This is a genomic window from Enterobacter cloacae complex sp. SHL020 (genome assembly GCF_049236945.1).
GTDB classification, from domain to species: Bacteria; Pseudomonadota; Gammaproteobacteria; order Enterobacterales; family Enterobacteriaceae; genus Enterobacter; species Enterobacter dykesii.
Window position 1 is genome coordinate 938,048 of sequence record NZ_JBMKJF010000001.1, and the last position, 24,358, is coordinate 962,405.

The 24,358-nt window shown below is 56.5% G+C and carries 21 protein-coding genes; 6 read left to right on the forward strand and 15 right to left on the reverse strand.

Annotation, left to right across the window (positions count from 1 at the left end):
• Nucleotides 1-17: 17 nt before the first annotated feature.
• Nucleotides 18-1,247, reverse strand: a complete 1,230-nt coding sequence (locus ACOTZB_RS04620) for an EAL and HDOD domain-containing protein (protein ID WP_045357027.1) — start codon at nt 1,245-1,247, stop codon at nt 18-20.
• Between the two features lie 236 nt (nt 1,248-1,483).
• Here ACOTZB_RS04620 and ACOTZB_RS04625 point away from each other — a divergent pair, with 236 nt between their 5' ends.
• Nucleotides 1,484-3,415, forward strand: a complete 1,932-nt coding sequence (locus ACOTZB_RS04625; protein WP_421626564.1) for a methyl-accepting chemotaxis protein — start codon at nt 1,484-1,486, stop codon at nt 3,413-3,415.
• Nucleotides 3,416-3,460: 45 nt separating this feature from the next.
• Here ACOTZB_RS04625 and cobB read toward each other — a convergent pair whose 3' ends face one another.
• From cobB to lolC, 5 genes are read right to left on the reverse strand one after another with little or no spacing between them, the layout of a single operon-like run.
• Entirely contained in the window at nt 3,461-4,282 is an 822-nt protein-coding gene (gene cobB, locus ACOTZB_RS04630; protein ID WP_054829824.1) for a Sir2 family NAD+-dependent deacetylase, read from the reverse strand.
• Nucleotides 4,283-4,296: 14 nt separating this feature from the next.
• Complete coding sequence (gene nagK / locus ACOTZB_RS04635) at nt 4,297-5,208, reverse strand: N-acetylglucosamine kinase (RefSeq protein ID WP_421626565.1); 912 nt, start codon at nt 5,206-5,208, stop codon at nt 4,297-4,299.
• A 53-nt stretch (nt 5,209-5,261) separates the two neighbouring features.
• A complete protein-coding gene (lolE, locus tag ACOTZB_RS04640; RefSeq protein WP_421626567.1) occupies nt 5,262-6,506 on the reverse strand; it encodes a lipoprotein-releasing ABC transporter permease subunit LolE in 1,245 nt (414 codons plus the stop codon).
• The gene (gene lolD, locus ACOTZB_RS04645; protein ID WP_045401908.1) at nt 6,506-7,207 is read right to left on the reverse strand and encodes a lipoprotein-releasing ABC transporter ATP-binding protein LolD; all 702 of its coding nucleotides are present in this window, start codon (nt 7,205-7,207) and stop codon (nt 6,506-6,508) included. Before lolD ends, lolE begins: the two co-directional genes overlap by 1 nt.
• Complete coding sequence (gene lolC / locus ACOTZB_RS04650) at nt 7,200-8,399, reverse strand: lipoprotein-releasing ABC transporter permease subunit LolC (RefSeq protein WP_421626568.1); 1,200 nt, start codon at nt 8,397-8,399, stop codon at nt 7,200-7,202. Before lolC ends, lolD begins: the two co-directional genes overlap by 8 nt.
• Before the next feature lie 256 nt (nt 8,400-8,655).
• Here lolC and ACOTZB_RS04655 point away from each other — a divergent pair, with 256 nt between their 5' ends.
• The 3 genes from ACOTZB_RS04655 (at nt 8,656) to ldtC (ending at nt 14,439) form a co-directional block, all read left to right on the forward strand.
• Nucleotides 8,656-9,729, forward strand: a complete 1,074-nt coding sequence (locus tag ACOTZB_RS04655; protein WP_421626569.1) for an acyltransferase family protein — start codon at nt 8,656-8,658, stop codon at nt 9,727-9,729.
• Nucleotides 9,730-9,878: 149 nt separating this feature from the next.
• The gene (gene mfd, locus ACOTZB_RS04660; RefSeq protein WP_421626570.1) at nt 9,879-13,325 is read left to right on the forward strand and encodes a transcription-repair coupling factor; all 3,447 of its coding nucleotides are present in this window, start codon (nt 9,879-9,881) and stop codon (nt 13,323-13,325) included.
• Between the two features lie 148 nt (nt 13,326-13,473).
• Nucleotides 13,474-14,439, forward strand: a complete 966-nt coding sequence (gene ldtC, locus ACOTZB_RS04665; RefSeq protein ID WP_421626571.1) for a L,D-transpeptidase LdtC — start codon at nt 13,474-13,476, stop codon at nt 14,437-14,439.
• 74 nt (nt 14,440-14,513) lie between these two features.
• On the opposite strand, the gene bhsA is transcribed toward ldtC, so the two are convergent.
• Nucleotides 14,514-14,771 (reverse strand): multiple stress resistance protein BhsA, encoded by a 258-nt coding sequence (bhsA, locus tag ACOTZB_RS04670; protein ID WP_023616599.1) that lies wholly within the window; start codon nt 14,769-14,771, stop codon nt 14,514-14,516.
• A gap of 244 nt (nt 14,772-15,015) precedes the next feature.
• On the opposite strand from bhsA, the gene ACOTZB_RS04675 reads away from it, so the two are divergent.
• Nucleotides 15,016-15,651, forward strand: coding sequence for a TetR/AcrR family transcriptional regulator (locus tag ACOTZB_RS04675; RefSeq protein ID WP_024909039.1), 636 nt, complete (start codon nt 15,016-15,018; stop codon nt 15,649-15,651).
• A gap of 58 nt (nt 15,652-15,709) precedes the next feature.
• Here the strand turns inward: ACOTZB_RS04675 and ACOTZB_RS04680 are convergent, their stop codons facing one another.
• From ACOTZB_RS04680 to hinT, 8 genes are all read right to left on the reverse strand, one after another.
• A complete protein-coding gene (locus ACOTZB_RS04680) occupies nt 15,710-16,249 on the reverse strand; it encodes a glycine zipper 2TM domain-containing protein (protein WP_008500779.1) in 540 nt (179 codons plus the stop codon).
• A 193-nt stretch (nt 16,250-16,442) separates the two neighbouring features.
• A complete protein-coding gene (locus ACOTZB_RS04685; RefSeq protein ID WP_047650881.1) occupies nt 16,443-17,747 on the reverse strand; it encodes an NAD(P)/FAD-dependent oxidoreductase in 1,305 nt (434 codons plus the stop codon).
• A gap of 238 nt (nt 17,748-17,985) precedes the next feature.
• Nucleotides 17,986-18,528, reverse strand: coding sequence for an alpha/beta hydrolase YcfP (ycfP, locus tag ACOTZB_RS04690; RefSeq protein ID WP_047650880.1), 543 nt, complete (start codon nt 18,526-18,528; stop codon nt 17,986-17,988).
• A 34-nt stretch (nt 18,529-18,562) separates the two neighbouring features.
• Nucleotides 18,563-19,588 carry a beta-N-acetylhexosaminidase gene (nagZ, locus tag ACOTZB_RS04695; RefSeq protein ID WP_047650889.1) on the reverse strand — a complete coding sequence of 342 codons (1,026 nt, stop codon included), beginning with the start codon at nt 19,586-19,588 and terminating at the stop codon, nt 18,563-18,565.
• An 11-nt stretch (nt 19,589-19,599) separates the two neighbouring features.
• Nucleotides 19,600-20,424, reverse strand: a complete 825-nt coding sequence (thiK, locus tag ACOTZB_RS04700; protein ID WP_421626572.1) for a thiamine kinase — start codon at nt 20,422-20,424, stop codon at nt 19,600-19,602.
• Nucleotides 20,405-21,052, reverse strand: a complete 648-nt coding sequence (lpoB, locus tag ACOTZB_RS04705; protein ID WP_023311160.1) for a penicillin-binding protein activator LpoB — start codon at nt 21,050-21,052, stop codon at nt 20,405-20,407. Before lpoB ends, thiK begins: the two co-directional genes overlap by 20 nt.
• A gap of 10 nt (nt 21,053-21,062) precedes the next feature.
• Complete coding sequence (locus ACOTZB_RS04710; RefSeq protein WP_023311159.1) at nt 21,063-21,437, reverse strand: YcfL family protein; 375 nt, start codon at nt 21,435-21,437, stop codon at nt 21,063-21,065.
• 1 nt (nt 21,438) lies between these two features.
• On the reverse strand, nt 21,439-21,798 hold the full coding sequence (hinT, locus tag ACOTZB_RS04715; protein WP_006809243.1) for a purine nucleoside phosphoramidase: 360 nt from the start codon (nt 21,796-21,798) through the stop codon (nt 21,439-21,441).
• Nucleotides 21,799-22,148: 350 nt separating this feature from the next.
• Between hinT and fhuE the strand changes: the two genes are divergently transcribed.
• On the forward strand, nt 22,149-24,338 hold the full coding sequence (gene fhuE / locus ACOTZB_RS04720; RefSeq protein WP_421626574.1) for a ferric-rhodotorulic acid/ferric-coprogen receptor FhuE: 2,190 nt from the start codon (nt 22,149-22,151) through the stop codon (nt 24,336-24,338).
• Nucleotides 24,339-24,358 lie beyond the last annotated feature (20 nt).

Sequence of the window (24,358 nt, forward strand, 5' to 3'; positions counted from 1 at the left end):
GTACGGCGTGAGGAGGATTAACTGACCGCATTCTCCCCTGCCCAGATTGTCGCCTTTCTCATCGCCTCAACCACATCCTCATCCGACAGACCCAGCGCCTGACGAACCCGGGTCGCCTCGTCCCACTGCTGCTGTTCATAGTATCGGCACAGGCTCACCATATCGGCTAGCCGTCCCTCCTGGTGGCACAGGGCATTGCTCACGCTCTGCGGGACCGCAATTTGCTTCATCAACTCGGCCATCGGCAGCTCAAGGAGGGTATCGAGCAGAGAAAACAGGCCGCACATGAAGGCATTTTCAGCCAGCGTCGGTTCGTTCATCGTCTCGGCGATCAGTTCGCAGAACTTGCCGCGCATCATGCTCAGCGGGTAAAGCTCGCTGACGGTGTCATTGCCCGCACTGGCGAGGACCACGACCGCAACAAACCGTCTCAGCTGGTTTTCCCCGAGGTATCTGAGGACTTCGCTCAGGGTTAACTTGCTGAAATTACAGGCACCGATATGTTTAAATGCGGTGTGCTTCATGTAGCGCATAATCTTATAGGACAGCGTGAGATCGGTTTTAATCAACGACTCGACGATCCGAAAATCGGGTTTATTGCGTCCGACCTCCATTTGCAGCCGAAAAATCGCCAGCTGATTTTGCGATAGCCGTTTATATTTAATGACCTCCGGACGGCAGAAAAAATAGCCCTGGAACAGCGAGAATCCCTCTTCCCTGTATTCGCTGAATTCCTCTTTAGTCTCAATTTTTTCAGCGAGATATTTAATATGCCCGGTTAAATGTTTACGCTCTTTCAGATACTGTTTAATTTGCGCTAAGGTATAATTCCTGACGTCAAACTTCAGTATTGAAATATAGGGTAAAAAAACATCCCATTCTGGCGCAAGCGTGAAATCATCAAGCGCAAACTGATAACCATCCGCACTCATCTCCCTGACAGCCTGCAACAGCTCCGCTCCCGGCACAGCATCTTCCAGGATCTCAATGACCACGCTCTCTTTATCCAGCGCTTCTCCACTGCGGTCTATGACCATTCGCGACGGGAAATTAATAAACGACGTATGTGCCCCGGCGATGCGCTGGGACGGCACGCATAAAAACTGATCTGAGATCATCCTGGAGGTGGCATATTCCGCCGACACATCCGGAAAACGGTTTGTCATCCCATCTCTGAACAGCAGCTCGTAGGCCACCGTCTTCATCTCAGGGTTAAAAATGGGTTGTCGCGCAATAAATCCGTACATATCCCATCCTCCTCTACAACTTTATATTTATTAGCATCCTCTTTCTACACGACGATAACGAGCTTTATCGAGCACTATTTTGATTGAATGCACAAAATAAAAGCATCCACACTAATTAACTGGATTTACGAAACAAAATTTAAATTAAATATTCCTGACGCTCTACAGAAAGAGGAGAAAATATCCGATAAGGAATATGTGCCTGCCCGACATGCACGATATTACGGGAGATGAGAATGAAAGACGCCATGGTCCGAAGAAAAAAAATAAGCGTCAAGACGTTGATGCTGTTGTCCATTTTCCTCACCGTAACGGTGGGCTTTACGGCAACGATCGGGTTTATGATGTGGCAGTGGATGGCACAGCAGGAGGTTCTGGCCAAAAAACATATCCGCCAGATTGCCGAGGTGCAAGCGTTGCAGGTCAGCAAACAGCTGGATTCTGCCCTGACTGCCGCCCGGGACATGGGCAACAGCGCCCTGGCGCTGCGCGAGGCGGGCGTGACCGAACGCCAGAGCCTGAACCAGCTGCTCATCCACTACCTTTCGGCTCACCCACAGTTTCTCTCCATGTCGATGGCCTTTGAGCCTAACGCGTTCGACGATAAAGATGCCGTCTGGGCCGGTCAGAGCGGTGAAGATCCTGCCGGGCGCTACGCCCGCTACGTTGACCGGGACGCCACTGGCAAACCGGCATTACACCTGCTGACGGACATCGAAACGCCCGGCAGCGGTGATTATTATCTGCTGCCGAAACAACGGCATAAAGATGTGATCATCGAACCCTATATCTATCCCTACAACGGCGTGGACGTGATGCTCACCTCGATTGCCGCCCCCATCATGCGCGACGGTCAGTTTCTGGGTTCGGTCACCTCTGACTTCTCCCTCGCCACGCTGCGATCGACGATCGGCGCGATTAAACCGTGGAACGGCACAGGCTACGCCCTGCTCCTCTCCGCAGCTAATAACGTGGTGTCCAGCCCGGACAAACGCGCGGCGGGCAAGCCTTACGCCGGTCAGATTGCCGGTCATGACGTCACCCGGGTAAACGATCCGCTGCTGAAGGAGGACGTGTTCATCACCTGGCAGGACATCGCCGTCGGTAACAGCCAGACGCCGTGGAAACTCGCCATTATCACGCCGGTCAGCGAAGTGATGGCCGAAGCGCGCGCATTTTTACTGAAAGCCATCATCATGATGGTGTTAAGCATCGTGGCGGTTAGCCTGGTCATGGCACAGATCTTCACCCGTAAAGTTGACCGTCCGGTTGGGGGCGAACCTTCGGAGGCCGCCGGGATCGCCCTGGCCGTTGCCCGGGGAGATCTGAACAACACCATCCCGGTTCGTTCCGGAGATACCCACAGCATTTTTTATGCCCTGCACACCATGCAGATGCAGCTCAAGCGCATCGTCGACAATATCAGCGAAGCCAGCCACTCCGTGCACGGCGGCACCAGCGAAATTTCGGCGGGCAACCTTGACCTCGCCTCGCGAACCGAGGAACAGGCGGCTGCGATTGTTGAAACGGCAGCCAGCATGGAAGAGATTTCGGTCACGGTGAAGAATAACGCCGACAACGCCCACAAGGCGACCACGCTTACCGATCGCGCCGCGAGCCTCGCCGGGCATGGCGAAACGCTGGTAAACGACGTGGTCGTGGTGATCGGGGAGATTGACGAGAGCGCGCGTAAGATCGGCGAGATTAACAGCATTGTCGATGGCATCGCCTTCCAGACTAATATCCTGGCGCTGAATGCTGCCGTTGAAGCGGCACGGGCTGGCGAACAGGGGCGCGGCTTCGCGGTAGTCGCTGGGGAAGTGCGCAATCTTGCCCAGCGAAGCGCTAACGCGGCAAAAGAGATCTCTCAGCTGATTGCCGAGTCCTCAGGGCGCGTGAGCAAAGGCGTTGAGCTGGTCAATGAAACGGGGGTGATGATGAAACAGGTGATTGAAGCGGTATCGCATGTGCATCTGGTCATCAACGATATCGTTCAGGCGCTGGACGAGCAAAATCGCGGGATAAGCCAGGTCAGCACCGCCGTTAATCAGATGGACAGCACGACCCAGCAGAACGCCTCTCTGGTTCAGCAGATCTCTGCGGCGGCGCTCTCGCTGGATGAGCAGGCTAAATCGCTCGAGAAGACGCTGGCGTTCTTCCATTCATAAATAAAAAGGCACCCGCTGGACGGGTGCCTTTTCACGCGATTGCCGTTACAGCCCTTTCAGCAGCTTGTCGACAAACTCCGGGACGACCGTGCTTGCCAGACCGTAGTGTTTCTCTTCAAACTCGCTGCCCACCTGGCTTGGCTCAAGATTGAGTTCTACCGTATGCGCGCCGTGCAGTCGCGCTTCGTGGACAAACCCCGCCGCCGGGTAAACATGACCGGATGTGCCGATGGCGATAAATACGTCGGCCATCGCCAGCGCGCTGTAGATATCATCCATTCCCAGCGGCATTTCACCGAACCAGACCACGTGCGGACGCAGGCGCGACGGGAACTGGCAGCAGTGGCACTTATCCTCAGGCAGCACGTCCTCTTGCCAGTCCAGCACCTGACCGCTCCAGGCGCAGCGAACCTTGAGCAGCTCACCGTGCATATGGATGATGTTCTTGTTGCCGGCCCGCTCGTGCAGGTTGTCGATATTCTGCGTTACCAGCAGAAAACGATCGCCCAGCGCCTCTTCCAGCTTCGCCAGCGCCAGATGCGCCGCATTCGGCGCGACTTCAGGCTGCTGAAGCTGACGGCGGCGGGCGTTGTAAAACGCCTGGACGAGATCCGGATCGCGGGCAAAGCCTTCCGGCGTGGCCACATCCTCCACGCGGTGCTCTTCCCACAGCCCGTCCGCCGCGCGGAAGGTTCGAATTCCTGACTCGGCGGAGATCCCCGCTCCGGTCAGCACCACCACTCTGGGTTTATCCATCGCTTCTGGCATCATTCTGTCTCTGAAAAAGATCCGCTGGCGCAAGCGCTCACGCAAGCGGCGTTTGTTTTTGCGAAAACGGCTGAGTCGACCCTGGCGACGCGACAGCATAGAAACCTCGTAAACTAATCGGTGAGATGAAGGAATGCGGCTCCGCGCATGCCTCCTGCGTCCCCGTGTCGCGCGCGTTCAATACGCGGCACGCGGGCAACCGGCAATAAGTGTCGGGGCAAACGCCCGGACAACCGTTCCGTAATCGCGGTAAAGTTTGACAGCCCTCCCCCGATCACCAGCAGATCCGGGTCGACGATGGTGAGAATATTTCCCAGACACACCGCCAGCAGATCCAGATAGCGCTCGACGTGCTCACGCGCCTGCGCATCCCCTTGCTCCCACAGGGTAATGATTTGAGGGGCCTCAAGTTTCTGATGATAGAAGTGTTCGTAAAGCCATGCAAACCCGCGCCCTGAGAGATAGTTCTCGATGCAGCCGTGCTGGCCGCAGCCGCAGCGGGTCAGCGGGAAATCGCGCCCCACCACTTCCAGCGCGTCCACCGGCAGACGGATATGGCCAAACTCGCCGGTGATGTAGCTGCGCCCGGTGATGGGCTTCCCGCTGATCACAATCCCCCCGCCGACGCCGGTACCGAGGATCAGCCCCATTACCAGCGGATACTGACGGAACTCATCGCCCCAGGCTTCGGAGAGCGCAAAGCAGTTAGCATCATTGTCTAAACGCACGTCGCGTTCAAGGAGAGCGGAGAGATCGGCGCGGAGCGGTTTACCGCTGGCGGCAGGCACGTTGGCGGCATACAGCGTGCCGTCGTCGGTTTCGGGCATACCCGGAATGCCGATGCCGACGCTGCCTTTGACGCCAAAGCGTTCATCGGCCTGCGCCACCAGCGCGGCAATCGCGGTTAAAAATTCGTCGTAACTTTCGCGAGGCGTGGGAACGCGGGTTTCCCACTGCAGCCTGAGGTCTTTATCAAACACGCCGAGCGCAATCTTGGTGCCGCCAATATCAAATCCGTAATACATAACGCATTCCTCTTTTAACCCGGCGGCCCGAAAGCCGCTAGATCATGACGTAATTACTGGCCACTTAATACCCTCGCCGGATCAATTCGGCTTGCGCGACGCGCCGGATACCAGCTTGCCAGCAGACTCAGTAAAAGTGCTGTAACCAGCACATAAAAAACATCCAGCCAGTGCAGTTCAGACGGCAGGAAGTCAATAAAATAGATATCACCCGACAGGAACTGGTGGCCGATAAGCTTTTCAATCCCGTTGATAATCGGCGTCAGCTGCAGGGAAACCACCACGCCAATCACCACGCCGCACAGGCTGCCGAACAGCCCCGCCAGCAAACCGTACCAGACGAAGATGGCGCGAATAAGGCCGTCTTTCGCCCCGAGGGTACGAAGCACGGCGATATCACCGCTCTTATCCTTGACCGCCATCACCAGCGTCGAGACGATATTAAAGCACGCTACACCAATCACCAGCACCATCGCCAGATACATAATGGCGCGGATCATCTGGATATCACGGTACATATACCCGTAAGTGCCGATCCAGCTTTTGATGTGGACATAGTTATTGGTCACCAAGCCCGCGTCGCGGACCAGCTTGTTGGCGTTAAAGACGTCGTTCACCTTAATGGCAATGCCCGTCACGCTGTCGCCCATATCGAGATACTGGCGCGCATCCTCCATCGGCACCATCGCAAAGCTGTGATCGAGCTGACCGCTCAGCTGAAGAATACCGGTGACGTGCAGGCGGACGCGCTTAGGCTGCTGCAGTTTGTGGTCGGCGCTGGCGTTGGGGATCATGATTGATACCCAGTCGCCCTGCTTCACCTTCAGGGCATCGGCCACGCCTTTACCCATGATGATCTGCTGCTCGCCGGCCTTAAAGTTGTCCCACGCGCCGTTCTGCACATAGTTTGGCAGCGCGCTGAGACGCGCTTCCTGGGCGGGATTGACCCCTTTCACCTGAATGGCGCGCAGGTTTACCCCGCTCTCCACCAGCCCGGTAAAGTTGATGTAGGGCGCGGCCGCGGCAATGCCCGGCACCTTTTCGACTTTGGCGAGCGCATCGCTCCAGTTCGTCCACGGCTGGTTAACCGGCTCGATCTCCCCATGTGGCACTACCGCCAGAATGCGGTTATTCAGCTCGCGCTCAAAGCCGTTCATTGCGCTTAAGCCGACAATCAGCACCGCCACGCCCAGCGCAATACCGATGGTCGAGATGACGGAGATCAGCGACACCATGCCGCCGCGACGGCGGCCGCGGCTAAAGCGTAACCCAATAAGTAACGATAACGGTGACGCCATTACTCTGCTCCCATCAGGGTCAGTTCCGCGTTCAGATGGCCGTCGCGCATCTCAAGCTGACGCCCCAAGCGTTTTGCCAGCTGCAGATCGTGGGTTACGACCAGAAACGCGGTGCCCTGCGAGGCGTTCAGCTCGCCCAGAAGCTGGAAAATACTGTCCGCGTTGCGGGCATCCAGGTTACCGGTAGGCTCATCCGCCAGCACCAGACGCGGGTTGTTGACCAGCGCACGCGCAATCGCCACGCGCTGGCGCTCGCCGCCGGAAAGCTCAGAGGGACGATGATTACCGCGATGGCCCAGGCCTACCGCTTTCAGCATGTCGCTGGCGCGGGCGTTAATTTCTGCCGGTTTCTTTTTACCAATCAGCAGCGGCATCGCGACGTTTTCCAGCGCCGTGAAATCCGGCAGCAGGTGGTGGAACTGGTAGATAAAGCCCAGCTCGCGGTTGCGCAGCTCGGCCTTCGCCGCGGAGGACATTTTGCTCATCGGCTGGCCGGAGAAGATCACGTCGCCCTCGGTTGGCGTATCCAGCCCGCCCAGCAGATGCAGCAGCGTACTTTTGCCCGAGCCGGAGCTACCGACAATCGCCATCATCTCGCCTTCGCCCACGCTAAAACTCACATTGTGCAGCACGTCGGTTTGCACAGTGCCTTCCTGATAGCGTTTGGACAGGTTGTCGCATTGCAACAGGATCTTATTCATAACGTAAAGCCTCAGCGGGTTGAGTGGCGGCAGCGCGCCAGGAAGGATAAAGCGTAGATAGCAGCGCAATGGCCATCGCGGCCAGCGCAATACCGACCACCTGCAGCGGCTCGATAGCCACCGGCAGCGCCGCGCCGTCGAGCAGCGCGCCGATGATCGGCATTAAGTTATTAAGCTGGCTGGCAAGCAAGGCCCCCAGCACGGCGCCGAGCAGTGCGCCGATGATGCCTGCGCTGGCCCCCTGCACCATAAACACCGCCATGATCTGGCGCGGCGTGAGCCCCTGGGTTTGCAGAATGGCGACTTCGCCCTGCTTCTCCATCACCATCAGGCCCAGCGAGGTAATGATGTTAAATGCGGCCACGGCCACGATCAGGCTCAGCAGCAGCCCCATCATGTTTTTTTCCATCCGCACGGCCTGGAACAGTTCGCCTTTACGCTCGCGCCAGTCCTGCCATTTAGTGCCGTCCGGCAGTTTTTGCTGGCTGAGGGTATCGACCTTCAGCGGCGCGTCGAGCCACAGGCGCCAGCCGGTAATATTCCCTGCCGGGTAGCGCATCAGGCGTGAAGCGTCCTGAATGTTCACCAGCATCTGGTAGCCATCGACTTCGCTGTTGGCGGCAAAGGTACCAATCACGTTGAACAGGCGCTGGCTTGGCAGGCGCCCCATCGGCGTAAACTGGCTGGCAGAAGGGACCATCACGCGCAGCTGATCGCCACGGTTGACGCCAAGCTGGCCGGCAAGCTGTTCACCCAGAATCACGTTGTATTTTCCGGCTTCCAGATCGGTCTGCTTCACGTTAACCAGATACGGCGTCAGCGGATCGTTTTGCGCCGGGTCAATACCCAGCATCACGCCGACCGCCACGCTGCGGGCGCTTTGCAGCACCACGTCGCCGGTGGTCAACGGCGCGACGCGCGTGACGCCCTGTAACTTCGCCGCGCTTTCCGGCAGCTGTTGCGGGTTAACCGAACCGGTGGATGATGAGAGAACGGCCTGCGGCATCAGCCCCAGGATATTGTTTTGCAGCTCGCGCTCAAAGCCATTCATGACGGAAAGTACCGTCACCAGTGCCATCACGCCAAGCGTAATGCCAATAGTCGAAAGCCAGGAGACAAAGCGACCGAAGCGGTCCGCGGCGCGCCCACGCATGTAACGTAAGCCTATGAAGAGTGCGACAGGTTGATACATGAAATCCGTCTGTTTGCTGATAGCAGACCCACGAGTATATAAGCGAATCCGTTAAGCGTAAATGACTGAAACCGTAAGCTTTGGTAATCGTTTTTCCGAAAAATTCAGATAAATCAGGATGCTATTGTCTGAATACTCACCTCGCAACCTCCACCTTTTCCGAAAAACCGCCGGATACAGACTGTTACCCATTACATCCCGGCTTCGTTTTACAACAATTGCTCGTTCGTTTATGGCAATAAGGTAGTGGCGAACAATGAAGAAAAAAGCATTATGGATTAACCAGATAAAAGGGCTGTGTATCTGCCTGGTGGTTATCTATCATTCGGTTATCACGTTTTATCCGCATCTGATCGGGCTTCAACACCCGCTCTCCGGCCTTCTCGCCAAATGCTGGGTCTATTTTAACCTCTATCTCGCACCGTTTCGTATGCCGGTCTTCTTCTTTATCTCCGGCTATCTGATCCGTCGTTATATTGACGAGGTGGACTGGCGAACCAGTCTTGACAAGCGGATCTGGAGCATTGTCTGGGTCCTGGCGCTGTGGGGCGTCCTACAATGGCAGGCGTTGACCCACCTGAACGCCTGGCTGGCACCCGAGCGCGAGCTTGCCACCTCGTCGAACGCGGCCTACGCCGACTCGTTCTCAGGATTTGTGCTGGGGATGGTCACTGCCAGCACCAGCCTGTGGTATCTGTATGCCCTGGTGGTCTACTTCACGCTGTGTAAACTGCTGAGCCGCTGGAAGCTGCCGGTACTGGGACTGCTGGCGCTGGCAAGCATCGCGATTAACTTCCTGCCGCTGCCGTGGTGGGGAATGAACAGCGTGGTGCGCAACATGATCTACTACAGCCTCGGGGCGTGGTATGGCGCAGAGTTGATGGCGTGGATGAAAAGCGTCAACCTGCGCCGCATCTGGCTGGCAACCGGGGCTTTCGCCGCCGTCTCAGTGGCGCTGTGGTTTGCTAACGTTCCGCTGCTGCTCTCGTTGCTGTCGATTGTGCTGATCATGAAGCTGTTCTACAGCCTTGAGCAGCGCTATGCCGTTCACCCGAACAATCTGCTGAACGTGATTGGCTCCAATACCATTGCAATTTATACCACCCACCGCATCTTAATTGAGGCCTTTAGCCTGTTCCTGATCGGCGAGATGAATGCCGCGTACTGGCCAGTCTGGGCCGAGCTGTCCTTAATTCTGATCTACCCGTTTGTCAGCCTGCTGATCTGTACCCTTGCCGGGCTCGGGGTGCGTAAAATCTCCACCGCGCTGTTTGGTGACGTGTTCTTTTCTCCTCCGTCTACGCAGACCCTGTTACCTTCAACGCGTTAATGCCCTCTCCGCCCCCGTTTTGGGGGCGTTTAGCCCTGCCGTGCGGTTACGATTTGCTTATGTAAAACGATCGAGGATAATAAAGACATTGCGTATCAGTGATATGCCCCAATACTGTTGGTATATCCATAAGAGACTCTGACATAGCCATGCCTGAACACTATCGTTATTCCTTGCCTGTCAAAGCGGGCGACCAGCGCCAGCTGGGTGAACTCACGGGCGCGGCGTGCGCCACGCTGGTGGCGGAAATCGCCGAGCGTCACCCAGGCCCGGTAATTCTGGTTGCCCCGGATATGCAAAACGCCCTGCGCCTGCACGACGAAATTCGCCAGTTCACCGATAGCCTGGTGTTCAGCCTGGCCGACTGGGAGACGCTGCCCTATGACAGCTTCTCTCCGCATCAGGAGATCATCTCCTCGCGCCTGTCGACGCTCTATCAGCTGCCGACCATGCAGCGCGGCGTGCTGATTGTGCCGGTGAACACCCTGATGCAGCGCGTCTGTCCGCACAGCTATCTGCACGGTCACGCGCTGGTGATGAAAAAAGGCCAGCGCCTGTCCCGTGACGCCCTGCGCGCGCAGCTCGACGGTGCCGGCTATCGCCACGTCGACCAGGTGATGGAGCACGGGGAATACGCGACCCGCGGCGCGCTGCTCGACCTTTACCCGATGGGCAGCGACCAGCCGTATCGTCTGGATTTCTTTGATGATGAAATCGACAGCCTGCGCGTATTCGACGCCGACACGCAGCGCACGCTGGAGGAAGTAGAGTCGATCAATTTACTGCCCGCGCATGAGTTCCCTACGGACAAAACCGCTATCGAGCTGTTCCGCAGCCAGTGGCGCGATAGGTTCGAGGTGAAGCGCGACGCGGAACATATTTATCAGCAGGTCAGCAAAGGCACGCTGCCTGCCGGGATCGAATACTGGCAGCCGCTGTTCTTCAACGAGCCGCTGCCTGCCCTGTTCAGCTACTTCCCGGCGAATACGCTGATTGTTAACACCGGGGATATCGACGCCAGCGCCAGCCGCTTTGAAAGCGAAACCCGCGCCCGTTTCGAAAATCGCGGCGTTGACCCGATGCGTCCGCTGCTGCCGCCGGAAGCGCTGTGGCTGCGCACCGACGAGCTCAACGCCGAGCTGAAGCGCTGGCCGCGCATGCAGCTGAAAACCGATTCCCTTGCCGATAAGGCCGCCAATACCAACCTCGCCTTCCGGAGGCTGCCGGACCTGGCCGTTCAGGCGCAGCAGAAAGCCCCGCTGGATAATCTGCGCAAGTTCCTGGAGTCCTTCACCGGCCCGGTGGTGTTCTCCGTTGAGAGTGAAGGCCGACGTGAAGCTTTAGGTGAGCTGCTGGGACGCATTAAGGTGGCGCCGAAGCGCATCCTGCGTCTGAGCGAAGCGACCGGAAGCGGTCGTTACCTGATGATTGGCGCCGCCGAGCACGGGTTCATCGACACGCTCAACAACCTGGCGCTGATTTGCGAAAGCGACCTGCTGGGTGAGCGCGTCGCGCGCCGCCGTCAGGACAGCCGTCGGACCATCAACCCGGACACGCTGATCCGTAACCTGGCCGAGCTGCACCCGGGCCAGCCGATTGTTCACCTGGAACACGGCGTTGGGCGCTATCAGGGGATGACCACGCTGGAAGCGGGCGGCATTAAAGGTGAATACCTGATGCTGACCTACGCCAACGACGCCAAACTGTATGTTCCGGTCTCCTCCCTGCATCTGATCAGCCGCTACGCGGGCGGTGCCGAAGAGAATGCGCCGCTGCACAAGCTGGGCGGCGACGCCTGGGCGCGCGCGCGCCAGAAGGCTGCGGAAAAAGTGCGCGACGTGGCGGCCGAGCTGCTGGATATCTACGCCCAGCGCGCGGCCAAACAGGGCTTCGCCTTTAAGCACGATAAAGAACAGTACCAGCTGTTCTGCGACAGCTTCCCGTTTGAAACCACGCCGGATCAGGCCCAGGCCATCAACGCCGTGCTGAGCGACATGTGCCAGCCGCTGGCAATGGACCGCTTAGTTTGCGGCGACGTCGGCTTCGGCAAAACCGAAGTGGCGATGCGCGCCGCCTTCCTTGCGGTGGAAAACAACAAGCAGGTGGCGGTGCTGGTGCCGACCACCCTGCTCGCTCAGCAGCACTTCGACAACTTCCGCGACCGATTTGCCAACTGGCCGGTACGTATCGAGATGCTTTCGCGTTTTCGCAGCACCAAAGAACAGACGCAGATCCTCGAACAGGCAAGCGAGGGCAAGATCGATATTCTGATCGGCACCCACAAGCTGCTGCAAAGCGACGTGAAGTGGAAAGATTTGGGGCTGCTGATCGTCGATGAAGAGCACCGCTTCGGGGTGCGTCATAAAGAGCGCATCAAAGCGATGCGCGCCGACGTCGATATCCTCACCCTGACCGCGACGCCGATCCCGCGAACCCTGAACATGGCGATGAGCGGCATGCGCGATCTGTCGATTATCGCCACGCCGCCGGCGCGCCGTCTGGCGGTGAAAACCTTCGTCCGCGAGTACGATAATCTGGTGGTGCGGGAAGCTATTCTGCGTGAAGTGCTGCGCGGAGGTCAGGTCTACTATCTCTACAACGACGTGGAAAACATCCAGAAGGCGGCGGACAGGCTGGCGGAGCTGGTGCCGGAAGCGCGCATCGCTATCGGTCACGGGCAGATGCGCGAGCGCGAGCTGGAACGAGTGATGAACGACTTCCACCACCAGCGCTTTAACGTGCTGGTGTGTACCACCATCATTGAAACCGGGATCGACATTCCGACGGCGAACACCATCATCATTGAGCGTGCGGATCACTTTGGTCTGGCGCAGCTTCACCAGCTGCGCGGCCGCGTAGGGCGTTCGCACCATCAGGCCTACGCCTGGCTGCTGACGCCGCATCCGAAAGCGATGACCACCGACGCGCAAAAGCGTCTGGAAGCCATCGCCTCGCTAGAAGACCTCGGCGCAGGCTTTGCGCTGGCCACGCACGATCTCGAGATCCGCGGTGCAGGCGAGCTGCTGGGGGAAGACCAGAGCGGCTCCATGGAGACCATCGGCTTCTCGCTCTATATGGAGCTGCTGGAAAACGCGGTTGATGCCCTGAAGGCCGGACGCGAGCCGTCGCTGGAAGATCTCACCAGCCAGCAGACCGAGGTCGAGCTGCGTATGCCTTCCCTGCTGCCGGACGATTTTATTCCGGACGTGAATACCCGACTGTCGTTCTACAAGCGCATCGCCAGCGCGAAGAAGGAGAACGAGCTGGAAGAGATTAAGGTGGAGCTGATTGACCGCTTTGGCCTGCTGCCCGATCCGGCGAGAAATTTGCTGGATATCGCGAGGCTGCGCCAGCAGGCGCAAAAGCTGGGGATCCGCAAGCTCGAAGGCAATGAAAAAGGCGGCGTGATTGAATTCGCCGAGAAGAATCACGTCAACCCGATGTGGCTGATCGGCCTGCTGCAAAAACAGCCGCAGCATTTCCGTCTGGATGGTCCAACCCGTCTGAAATTTACCCAGGAGCTGACGGAGCGCAAAACCCGTATGGACTGGGTGCGTAACTTTATGCGCCAGCTGGAAGAGAACGCGATCGCATAATCTCCCTTCCCCCCGTTAGCCCGGCGCTACGGGGGGACAATTTACAAACTCTTTGCACTTCACCCGATCTTCCCGACACACCCATTCGCCATAATTATGTTTAACGCCTTATAAAACAATAAACTTATAATTTATATGGATTATGGTGATGATGACCTCTTCGCGTTTTACTCGCTGGATGACACTGTTTGCGCTGGCAGCCACCGTCGCGGTTGCGCTTCCCGCTCGGGCAAACACCTGGCCACTTCCCCCTCCCGGCAGCAAGTTGGTAGGTGAAAACCGCTTTCATGTCGTTGAAAATAATGGCGGTTCACTGGAAGCGATTGCCAAAAAATATAACGTCGGTTTTCTGGCCCTGCTGCAGGCGAACCCCGGCGTCGATCCGTATGTCCCGCGCGCGGGCAGCGTACTGACCATCCCGTTACAGACCATCCTGCCGGACGCCCCGCGCGAGGGGATCGTGATAAACCTGGCGGAGCTACGTCTGTACTATTACCCGCCGGGTAAAAATGAAGTCACCGTCTACCCTATCGGTATTGGTCAGCTGGGCGGCGACACCCTGACGCCGACGATGGTCACCACCGTCTCGGATAAACGCGCGAATCCAACCTGGACCCCGACGGCCAACATTCGTGCCCGCTACAAGGCCCAGGGGATCGATCTTCCTGCCGTGGTGCCGGCTGGTCCGGATAACCCGATGGGGCACCACGCGATACGCCTCGCGGCATACGGCGGCGTCTACCTGCTGCACGGAACGAATGCGGACTTTGGCATCGGCATGCGCGTCAGCTCCGGCTGTATTCGTCTGCGCGATGACGATATCAAAACGCTGTTTAACGTCGTTACGCCGGGTACCAAAGTGAATATTATCAATACGCCGATTAAGGTTTCTGAGGAGCCGGGCGGCGTGCGGCTGGTTGAGATTCATCAGCCGCTATCGAAAAACATTGGCGACGACCCGCAGACGCTGCCCATTAACCTGAATGCCGCGATGGTAAGCTTCAAAACGAATGCGAATACCAACAGCGTGGTGATGGAACGTGCGATGGAAGCCCGGTCAGGTATGCCGACCGATGTCACCCGGCATCACGATGTCGTCCAGCAGTCGATGTAAATCAGAAATAAAAAACGCCCTGCTCAGCAGGGCGTTTTTTATTGCAGTGGCATAAATGAGGGTTTATGCGCGGCTTATTTGTAGATGACCGCAGTGCCGTGCAGGGTGTTAGGACCGGTCACTGAGGTGATGCGGTAAGATTTTGCACCCATCTCTTGCGCTTTTTGCGCCAGCTGATCTTCCAGGGAACCCAGGTTAGTACCGGCAGAGGCAGAGATTGTCCCAACTTTGTGCTGGTCAGCAGGGGTGGATTGCACCTGTACAGCAGCAAAGCTTGCGAAAGAGAGTGAACTCAGGACAGCGGCAGCAATGAGAGTTTTTACGTTTTTCATGATGTTTACCTTTAGCAGATGAATTTGGAGGTCGTTAATCATTTAGTTAACGATCGATAGGTAAATCATAAATGTGATCCAGGTCACGCGTCAACATAATTTTATAACGAGCGTTAACTAAATTTTAAAGTTGTTATTTTTCATACATATATGATTAATTTATTTTTAAGCATTCTGCACTGGTGGTGGGTTGCGTTTATTTTTATAATGGTCATTCACCAAACCAACAGAGGACCAACGGCAAATGACAACCGATGTCACGAGTTGTGCGAAGAAAAGCCGTGGCCGACCAAAAGTGTTTGACAGGGATGCAGCGCTTGATAAGGCCATGACTCTCTTCTGGCAACATGGGTATGAAGCAACCTCGCTTTCCGATCTGGTAGAAGCCACCGGAGCCAAAGCGCCGACGCTGTATGCCGAATTTACCAATAAAGAGGGGCTGTTCAGGGCGGTTCTGGACAGATACATTTCGCGCTTTGCGGCGAAACACGAAGCCCAGCTGTTCTGCGAAGAGAAAAGCGTTGAACAGGCGCTTCGGGACTATTTCACCGCCGTCGCGACCTGCTTCACCAGTAAAGAGACGCCTGCGGGCTGCTTTATGATTAACACCTCTGCCACCCTTGCGGCGTCCTCCAAAGAGATTGCCAATACGGTGAAGTCGCGGCATGCGATGCAGGAGGAGACCCTCAGCGCATTTCTGGCTCAGCGCCAGCAGCGCGGTGAAATCCCCGCGCAATGCAACCCTCAGCTACTGGCGCAATACCTGAGCTGTATTTTGCAGGGGATGTCGATCAGCGCCCGTGAAGGGGCCACGCTGGAAAAACTGCAGAATATTAGCGAAACCACGCTGCGGCTGTGGCCTGAGCTACTGAAAATCTGACGCAAAAAAAGCTCCTCAGCCTGAGCGCATGAGGAGCTAAATTCAGAGAACTTCTTTTTTACACTTTGTTATTCAGAACCAGCTGGCCGTTTCCATCCAGTGGAATTTGCGTGCCCGGGTCTTTATCCATGCGGATTTTGCCCTGCTGATCGCCAATTTTGTACGTCACGTCATAGCCCAGCATTTTTTCCGACTTGTCATAGACGGTTTTGCAGCGTTGCTGAGTCGTGGTGTAGGTATCATTATCCTGCATCGCGCCCTGCACCTGGTTACCGGCATAGCCGCCACCCAGCGCGCCGACCACGGTCGCTACGTCTTTACCCCGGCCACCGCCAAACTGGTGACCAATCACGCCACCCGCTACCGCACCCAGAACAGAACCGGCGATACGGTTTTCATCCTGCACCGGACGGCGGTGCGTCACGGAGACGTTGCGGCACTCCTGACGAGGGGTTTTCACGGTTTCTTTAATCGGTGTAGCAGAAACCACCTGTGCATACTGCGGGCCGCGATCTAATACGTTGAGACTGGCAACGGCAGCCACACCTAACGCAGCCGCGACGCCAATCCCTATACCCGCCAACATTGATTTATTCACGGGACTTCCTCCTTTGTTGCTATTGGTAACAATTTTGCAATGGAGGCCGCACTTCGCCAATAAGATAAAGGATCAAAAAAGGGGCGTTGAGGGGAGATATATTGTATTTAGGAGAACTCTTAAGCACTCATTCTGTGATGCGCAGCATGATATGCTAAAAAATCCCTCCGGAGGGCCCGGAGGGAGTGAAAGATTAGTGCAGCTTCAGACGCGGACGAATCACGCGGTTGATTCTGCCCACCAGCATCATCAGTCCGGTTTTGAAGTAGCCGTGCAGCGCAATCTGGTGCATGCGGTACAGGGAGATATACACGAAGCGGGCAATGCGCCCCTCTACCATCATTGAGCCGCGCATCAGGTTGCCCATCAGGCTGCCGACGGTAGAGAAGTTTGACAGCGACACCAGTGAACCATGGTCTTTGTAGACATAGGCTTTCATTGGCTTGCCTTTGTATTGCGCCAGAATATTGTGCAGCACCAGGCTTGCCATCTGGTGAGCGGCCTGCGCGCGCGGCGGCACGAATCCACCTTCAGGACGCGCGCAGGAGGCACAGTCACCGATAGCAAAGATTTCAGGGTCACGCGTGGTTTGCAGCGTTGGCTCTGTGACCAGCTGGTTAATGCGGTTGGTTTCCAGACCGCCGATCTCTTTCATAAAGTCAGGCGCTTTGATACCAGCCGCCCAGACCATCAGATCCGCTTTGATATACTCGCCGTCTTTGGTGTGCAGGCCGCCTTCGTCGGCGCTGGTCACCATGGTCTGCGTCAGCACCCGCACGCCCAGTTTGGTGAGTTCATTGTGCGCCGCACCGGAAATACGCGGAGGCAGCGCAGGCAGGATGCGTTCACCGGCTTCAACCAGCGTGACGTTCAGCGCTTCGTTAGTTAACCCTTTGTAACCGTAGCTGTGCAGCTGTTTCACCGCATTGTGCAGCTCCGCTGACAGCTCAACGCCCGTCGCGCCGCCGCCGACAATCGCGATATTGACCTTGCCGTTCGCACCCATGTTATTGGTGTACTTCAGGAACAGGTTCAGCATTTCCTGATGGAAACGACGCGCCTGGTGCGGATTATCGAGGAAGATACAGTGCTCTTTCACGCCCGGCGTGTTGAAGTCGTTGGAGGTACTGCCCAGCGCCATGACCAGCGTGTCGTACGCCAGTTTACGCTCGGGAACCAGCAGCTCCCCTTTTTCATCGCGCAGCTCTGCCAGGGTGATGGTTTTGCTTTCACGGTTGATGTCGACCACCGAGCCCAGCTGGAACTGGAAATGATGGTTGCGCGCGTGCGCCAGATAGCTGAGCGCGTCCACGCCCTCATCCAGAGAACCGGTCGCCACTTCATGCAGCAGCGGTTTCCACAGGTGGCTGTGGTTACGATCCACCAGCGTAATTTTGGCTTTTTTACCGCGACCCAGCTTCTTGCCCAGCTGTGTAGCCAGCTCCAGCCCGCCAGCTCCACCGCCGACAATCACTATCTTTTTCAATGGCGTAGTCAACGTGACCCCCTCAAATTATTAACCAATTGTTAATTAAAAGTTATAAAAATAACCCTTAATTAACAACAGGTTACAGCACTGAAACCATTCAGGTGCATTGAGAATACCACGTCAGGCGCATTGGTCATACCAAAATTGATATGCATCAAGTTTTGATGGCTTAAAAGTAGACAATTCTGGACAAAAAGAAAGCCCGGTACGCTTTCGCGGCCGGGCTTTGATGCATGCGGGTAATTGATTAACCCAGCGTTTTAAACGCTTTGATACGCTGCAGATGAGGGGAGATGTTTTTGAACTTGTGGGTCTGTTCTTCGTCCCAGACAATCTCATAGTAATGATGCAGCAGCTCTGCTGCCCGATGGCTGTTTAGCGCTTCATCATTACGGGAAAGGATCGCCAGGCAGCGGTCGCGGTTTTTCTCACGGAAATTGCTGACGCACTTGGTCGCAATATCGACATACTCTTCCGGGCGGTCAATTTTGCCTTCCATGTTCTCGTTCGGGAACAGGTTAGGATTGAACACCACCTGGCGAATGTCGCACAGGAAGCCAATCCGCTCCGCCCAGTAGCCGCCCAGCCCCACGCCGCAAATCAACGGGCGATCGTCGACGTTGAGCTGCAACATCTTGTCCACCTCTTTGAGCAGATGCTGCATATCATGCTTCGGATGGCGCGTGCTGTAGCTGATCAATCGTACATCCGGATCGATAAACTGCAGCTGCAGCACCTTCTCATGATTACCAGGGCTGTTTGAGTCAAAACCGTGTAAATAGATGATCATCGTCTTCTCACCACGCTACGCCTTCCGGGAGGGTTTACAGGCTGGCTTTATGTGCCTGCCAGCGCTCATTCAGGTCTTCAAGCCGGGCGTTGACCGTCTTCCAGCGCGCCGAATCCATCAGCTCCTGACGGCTAAATGAACCTTTATGATACAATTGTGTAACACGCTCTGCTTTGATCGGCGACAGGTTATCCAGCACGCTAACGGCACCTTTACGATTATTGCAGACCAGGATCATATCGCAACCTGCATCCAGTGATGCCTGACCGCGTTCAGCGTAGCTGCCCATGATCGCGGCACCTTCCATCGACAAATCGTCAGAGAAAATCACGCCGTTGAAGCCCAGCTCCTGGCGCAGAACGGTTTTCAGCCAGTGCGGAGATCCGCTGGCCGGACGCGGGTCGACGTCGCTGTAAATCACGTGCGCGGGCATAATGGCATCCAGCTTGTTATCGGTGATAAGCGACTGGAAAACCGACATATCTTTGGCGCGAATCTCCGCTTCCGGACGCGGATCGCGCGGCGTCTCTTTGTGAGAATCCGCCGTCACCGCCCCGTGCCCCGGGAAGTGTTTCCCGGTGGTTTTCATGCCTGCATCGTGCATGCCGTCGATGAACCGGGTCGCCATTGCCAGCGCAATACGCGGGTCTTCATGGTATGAGCGCTCGCCAATGGCAGCGCTGATATGCCCGACATCCAGCACCGGGGCAAAGCTGATGTCGATATCCATGGCAATCATTTCGCTGGCCATCAGCCAGCCGGCCTCCTGCGCCAGTTTTCCACCCTCTTCCGTGCCGAGCAGCGCGGCAAAAGACTGGGCTGCGGGCAGGCGGGTAAAACCGTCGCGGAAACGCTGCACGCGTCCGCCTTCCTGATCGACGGCCACCACCAGATGATTGCGCGACGCGGCGCGGATCTGACGCACCAGCTCACGCAGCTGCGCCGGATCGTGATAGTTGCGGGTAAACAGGATCAGGCCACCCACCAGCGGATGCGCCAGAATTTCACGCTCCTCCGCATCCAGCTCAAACCCTTCTACATCCAACATGACTGGACCCACATCCACCTCTCTTATCCTTTAGTTTGTAACTGACGCCAGGCATCGTCTGCCAGCGCAATAAATTGTTTGTCTCTGGACTGCCGATAGCGCATTTCAAACCAGCCCGCCATTAACATGATGACCCAGGGTCGCCAGCGTCTGACCTGACGCCTCAGCGCGTCGGGGTCAATATGTGCCACCCGGGCGTACTCCCTGATGAGCATCTGCCGCGCGGCGTCACTCTCCGTCCAGACTGCCGCCAGCTCCAGCGCCACATCGCCATCTCCCGCATACTCCCAGTCGATAAGCCTGATGCCCGCTGGCGTATGAACAATATTCCCGGCATGAACATCCATATGCAACGGCGCGAGCCGAATCGGCTGCGGCTCGCCCGTTTTACGCAGCCGCTTAAGACGTGCCAGCCACACTGGAGTACGTCTGTCTGGCAGGGCTTGCTGCCAGTATTGTTCCAGTAGAGGGAATAACGTCGTTCGCCACCCCAGGCGTGGCTGCCGGTGCAGATGATACAGCATCGCCGCAAGCTCCGGCGTGTCCGGCAGCGCGCTTTTAACGTCACCTTCCAGATAGTCCACGGCCATCCAGCCCTGTCTGAAAAAACGAGGGGCAGGTACGAGATCCGCCGGAAGACGTCTCAGGGCACGAAACTGACGACGAAAATGAGAGGCAGGAGCAGAGGGGTCGTGATTTTGCCGCAAGACCAGACGTCGTTCGCCCTGCTCTATAATGCAACTCGCGCCGCCAAGCCCGGAGTGGGCCTGCGGCGCGATAAGGCGGTACTGAGGAAAATAGCGCGTCAGAATCTCTTCACGCGTGCCGTCATTGTTGCGTAACCGCACCTTTACCTGACCAGATAATTTCGCCTGTCTGAACCAGCATCAGCTGCATCTGCAGGGCTGGGGTATTCACGTTACCGGTAGCGTTAGAGTAAAGCACATACTGTGCGCCAACGTTACGGGCAATGCCGATCGCCTTGCTGCGGGTACCGAGGCTATCCTGCGGCGACAGGCCCAGCTGCTGTTTGGCGACCGCGAGCTGCTGAGCCGAGACCAGCGTAAACTTACCGTTGTTAGCCAGAGCATTACGCAGGGTTTCCGTGGCTTCACCCGCGTTCAGCGAACCGTTGGTACGGTTGTTCACGCTGTCGACCAGCAACACGCTGCCCGCCGTCACGCCCTGCGCCTGCAACATTTTGCCTACCATCGGCTGCATTGCCCCGTTCCAGTCGTAATGGCGCACGCGCGGCGTGGGCTGTGACGTCTGGTCCGGATGTTCAATCGGGCCTGGCTGCGCCGGAATAGACGGTACAGACGGCACGGTTGGCTGCTGCTGCGTTGGCGGTGTCGGCTGTTCAGTGCCCGGTTTAGCCTCTTCCACAGGCGCAGGCTGTTCAGTTCGGGTCACACACCCTGCAAGAAACAGAGCGAAAGCTGTCACGAGCGCATAGCGGCTCAAATTTTTAATCAAGGTTCACCCCTCAGAGATAAAGATAAAGTCTCACCTTATGCGCACCCAGATAGTTGGCGCTGCCATAGAGCGTTACCGACGACCTGGCCGGAATGGTGACGCTACGCGGCGCCTCCAGCGGATGCATTTCAAGACCTCTTACGTCATACCAGAAAAAACGGTAGTGGACCGTCACTGGCTCATGTCTTTCATTAAAGAGCGTAGAGGAGGCAGATGAGTTGATTTCACTGATGGTCAACGCGGGCTGTTGTGCCGTGATCCCCGCGGCAAGCACGGAGGACTCCATGACCAGCGTCTGCTCATCGTTCACGGGGATCGCCGGACGCGAGCTGCACCCCACAATCATCATCGCCATTACCAGCGCTGCAATACGCCCTTTCAGCATGTCAAAGACCTTTATGTGCCAGCATCGGCCCCAGAGGACGTCCACCCAGCAGATGCATGTGAATATGATAAACTTCCTGGCCACCATGACGGTTGCAGTTCATGATCAGACGGTAACCGTCTTCTGCAATCCCTTCCTGTTCAGCGATTTTGGCAGCCACCGTCAGCATACGACCTAACGCCACTTCATGCTCGGTTTTTACGTCGTTTACAGTCGGAATCAGAATATTGGGAATGATAAGGATGTGCGTCGGGGCCTGAGGGGAAATGTCCCGGAAAGCCGTCACCAGTTCATCCTGATAGACGATATCCGACGGAATTTCGCGACGGATAATTTTACTGAAAATCGTTTCTTCAGCCATGACCTTTTCCTTTTTTATTTAATCTGGCGCAATGCGTCCGCTGTAAACACACTCCCGGGATAGGTGTGTGACACAATTCAAGAGTATGAGCGAGTTTCTCCTGTCCTTTCAACCTCCTCCCCCGATTTCTTTCGTGAATGTTCATCAGCTGACTGAAGAGTGACCGCTCGCAGGCTTTAACGGGCTGAAACATTATTTCAGTTCCGGTCTACACATCTGTTTACAGCATTAATGGCAATGCGTATATTTCGCATTTGCATTTTCATGCGCATTTTTAACATAGAAAACGACGCCAGCCCGTGTCCGCGGGACTGACGCATACCCTCTTCATCGTTCATAAGGGTTTAATCATGTCTTTCATTCATCTCACCAGGGATGGGAAACGTCAGCCTGTCGCAACGCCTTCGTTGCTGGCAGTATGCATTACTATGGCATTGACGCCAGCCGCCGCATTCGCTGCATCATCAGCCGAAGATACCGTCGTTGTTGACGGCGGTTTTGAGCAAACGCAGGATCCTTCAGCAAGTCAGGAACGGGATTACAGCGTAAAAACCACCACCACCGGTACGAAGCTGTTGCTGGTTCCCCGTGATATCCCTCAGTCCGTCAGCGTGATTAGCCAGCAGCGCATGGTCGATCAGAACCTGCAGTCAATCGGTCAGGTATTAACTAACACCACGGGCGTAACGGCGCAGGTGCAAGACAGCGACCGTACCGTGTTTTACTCACGCGGGTTCTTCGTCAGCAACTATGCCTATGACGACCTGCCAACCTCCATCAGCGAAGTGTGGAACTTTGGCGATACCGCCGCCGATACGGCGATTTATGACCGCATCGAAGTGGTCCGCGGTGCCACCGGCCTGATGTCCGGGACGGGCAACCCGGCGGCGTACGTCAATATGGTGCGCAAACATGCGGACAGCAATGAATTCAAAGGTAACGTCTCGGCCAGCTACGGCAGCTGGGATAAACAGCGATACGTGCTGGATCTTCAGGCGCCACTGGTGGAGTCAGGCAAGGTACGGGGCCGTCTGATCACGGGTTATCAGGACAATGACAGCTTCATGGATAACTATCACTACCGGAAGAAATTCCTCTATGGCGTGATGGATGCGGACGTCACCGACAGCACTACCCTCTCTGTGGGGTATGAGTATCAGGAAAGTAACACCGCCGACCCAACCTGGGGCGGGCTGCCGACATGGTACAGCGACGGAAGTAAGACCGATTACCGTCGCAGCCAGACCGTAGCGCCTGACTGGGCCTACTCGGACAAGGACAGCACCCGCATCTTCGCTAACCTGACGCAGCGTTTCGATAATGGCTGGGAAGCGCATATTAACGGCATGCATGCTGAAACCAACTTCGATTCTAAGCTGATGTATATGTCCGGCTATCCGGATAAAGAGACCGGTGCGGGCATGGTAGGCTACGGCGGCTGGAACCGTGGCGAACGTAAACAGGATGCCATAGACGCTTTCCTGCGCGGCGATTTCGATCTCTTAGGCCGTCAGCACGAAATGATGTTCGGCGGCAGCTTCAGCCGTCAGCGTAACCATTACGACAACTCAATGCCTGACGCGGTTTACGGCATGGTTAATGTGGGTAACTTTAAGAACTGGAACGGTAACATTGCCGACCCGCAGTGGACGCCGTGGAAACTCTACAGCCAGGACGACATTCGCCAGTCCTCAGCGTATACCTCCGCCCGCTTCTCGCTGGCCGATCCGCTGCATCTGATCCTCGGCGCGCGTTATACCAACTACAACATTCGCTATAACCCGGCGGGCTCCCCGGACACCCGTCTGGAAAGCACCAAAGATGACGTGACGCCCTACGCGGGCCTGGTCTACGACATCAATGAAGACTGGTCGACCTACGTCAGCTATACCTCCATTTTCCAGCCCCAGGACAAGCGGGACGCCAGCGGACGCTATCTCGACCCCACTACGGGCAAAAGCTACGAAGCCGGTGTGAAAGCAGACTGGTTCAATACCCGTCTTACCACCTCGCTGGCGATTTTCCGCATTGAGCAGGATAACGTAGCAAGCAATACGTATACCTACATGCCGAGCGGTGAGTCGATTTATCAATCGCTGGACGGCGTAGTGAGCAAAGGTATTGAGTTCGAACTCAACGGTGCCCTGACCGATAACTGGCAGCTGACCTTCGGCGCGACCCGCTACATTGCTGAAGATAAGAATGACAACGCCGTAAGCTCCGATCAGCCGCGCACAACCATGAAGCTGTTCACCCGTTATCAACTGCCAAAGCTGCCGGAACTGACCGTGGGCGGTGGCGTAAACTGGCAGAACAAAGTGTGGACGGACGTGGAAGGCGGCCCGGCAGGACGTTCCCGCGCGGAGCAAGGCAGCTACGGGCTGGTTAACCTGTTCAGCCGTTATCAGGTCACCAAAGATTTTGCTGTTCAGGCGAACGTCAACAACCTGTTCGACAAAGAGTATTACGATTATGTCGGCTCTTATGTGGTTTATGGCGCACCGCTGAACGTCTCGGTAAGCGCGAGCTACGATTTCTGAGTATTGGCACTACACACCAC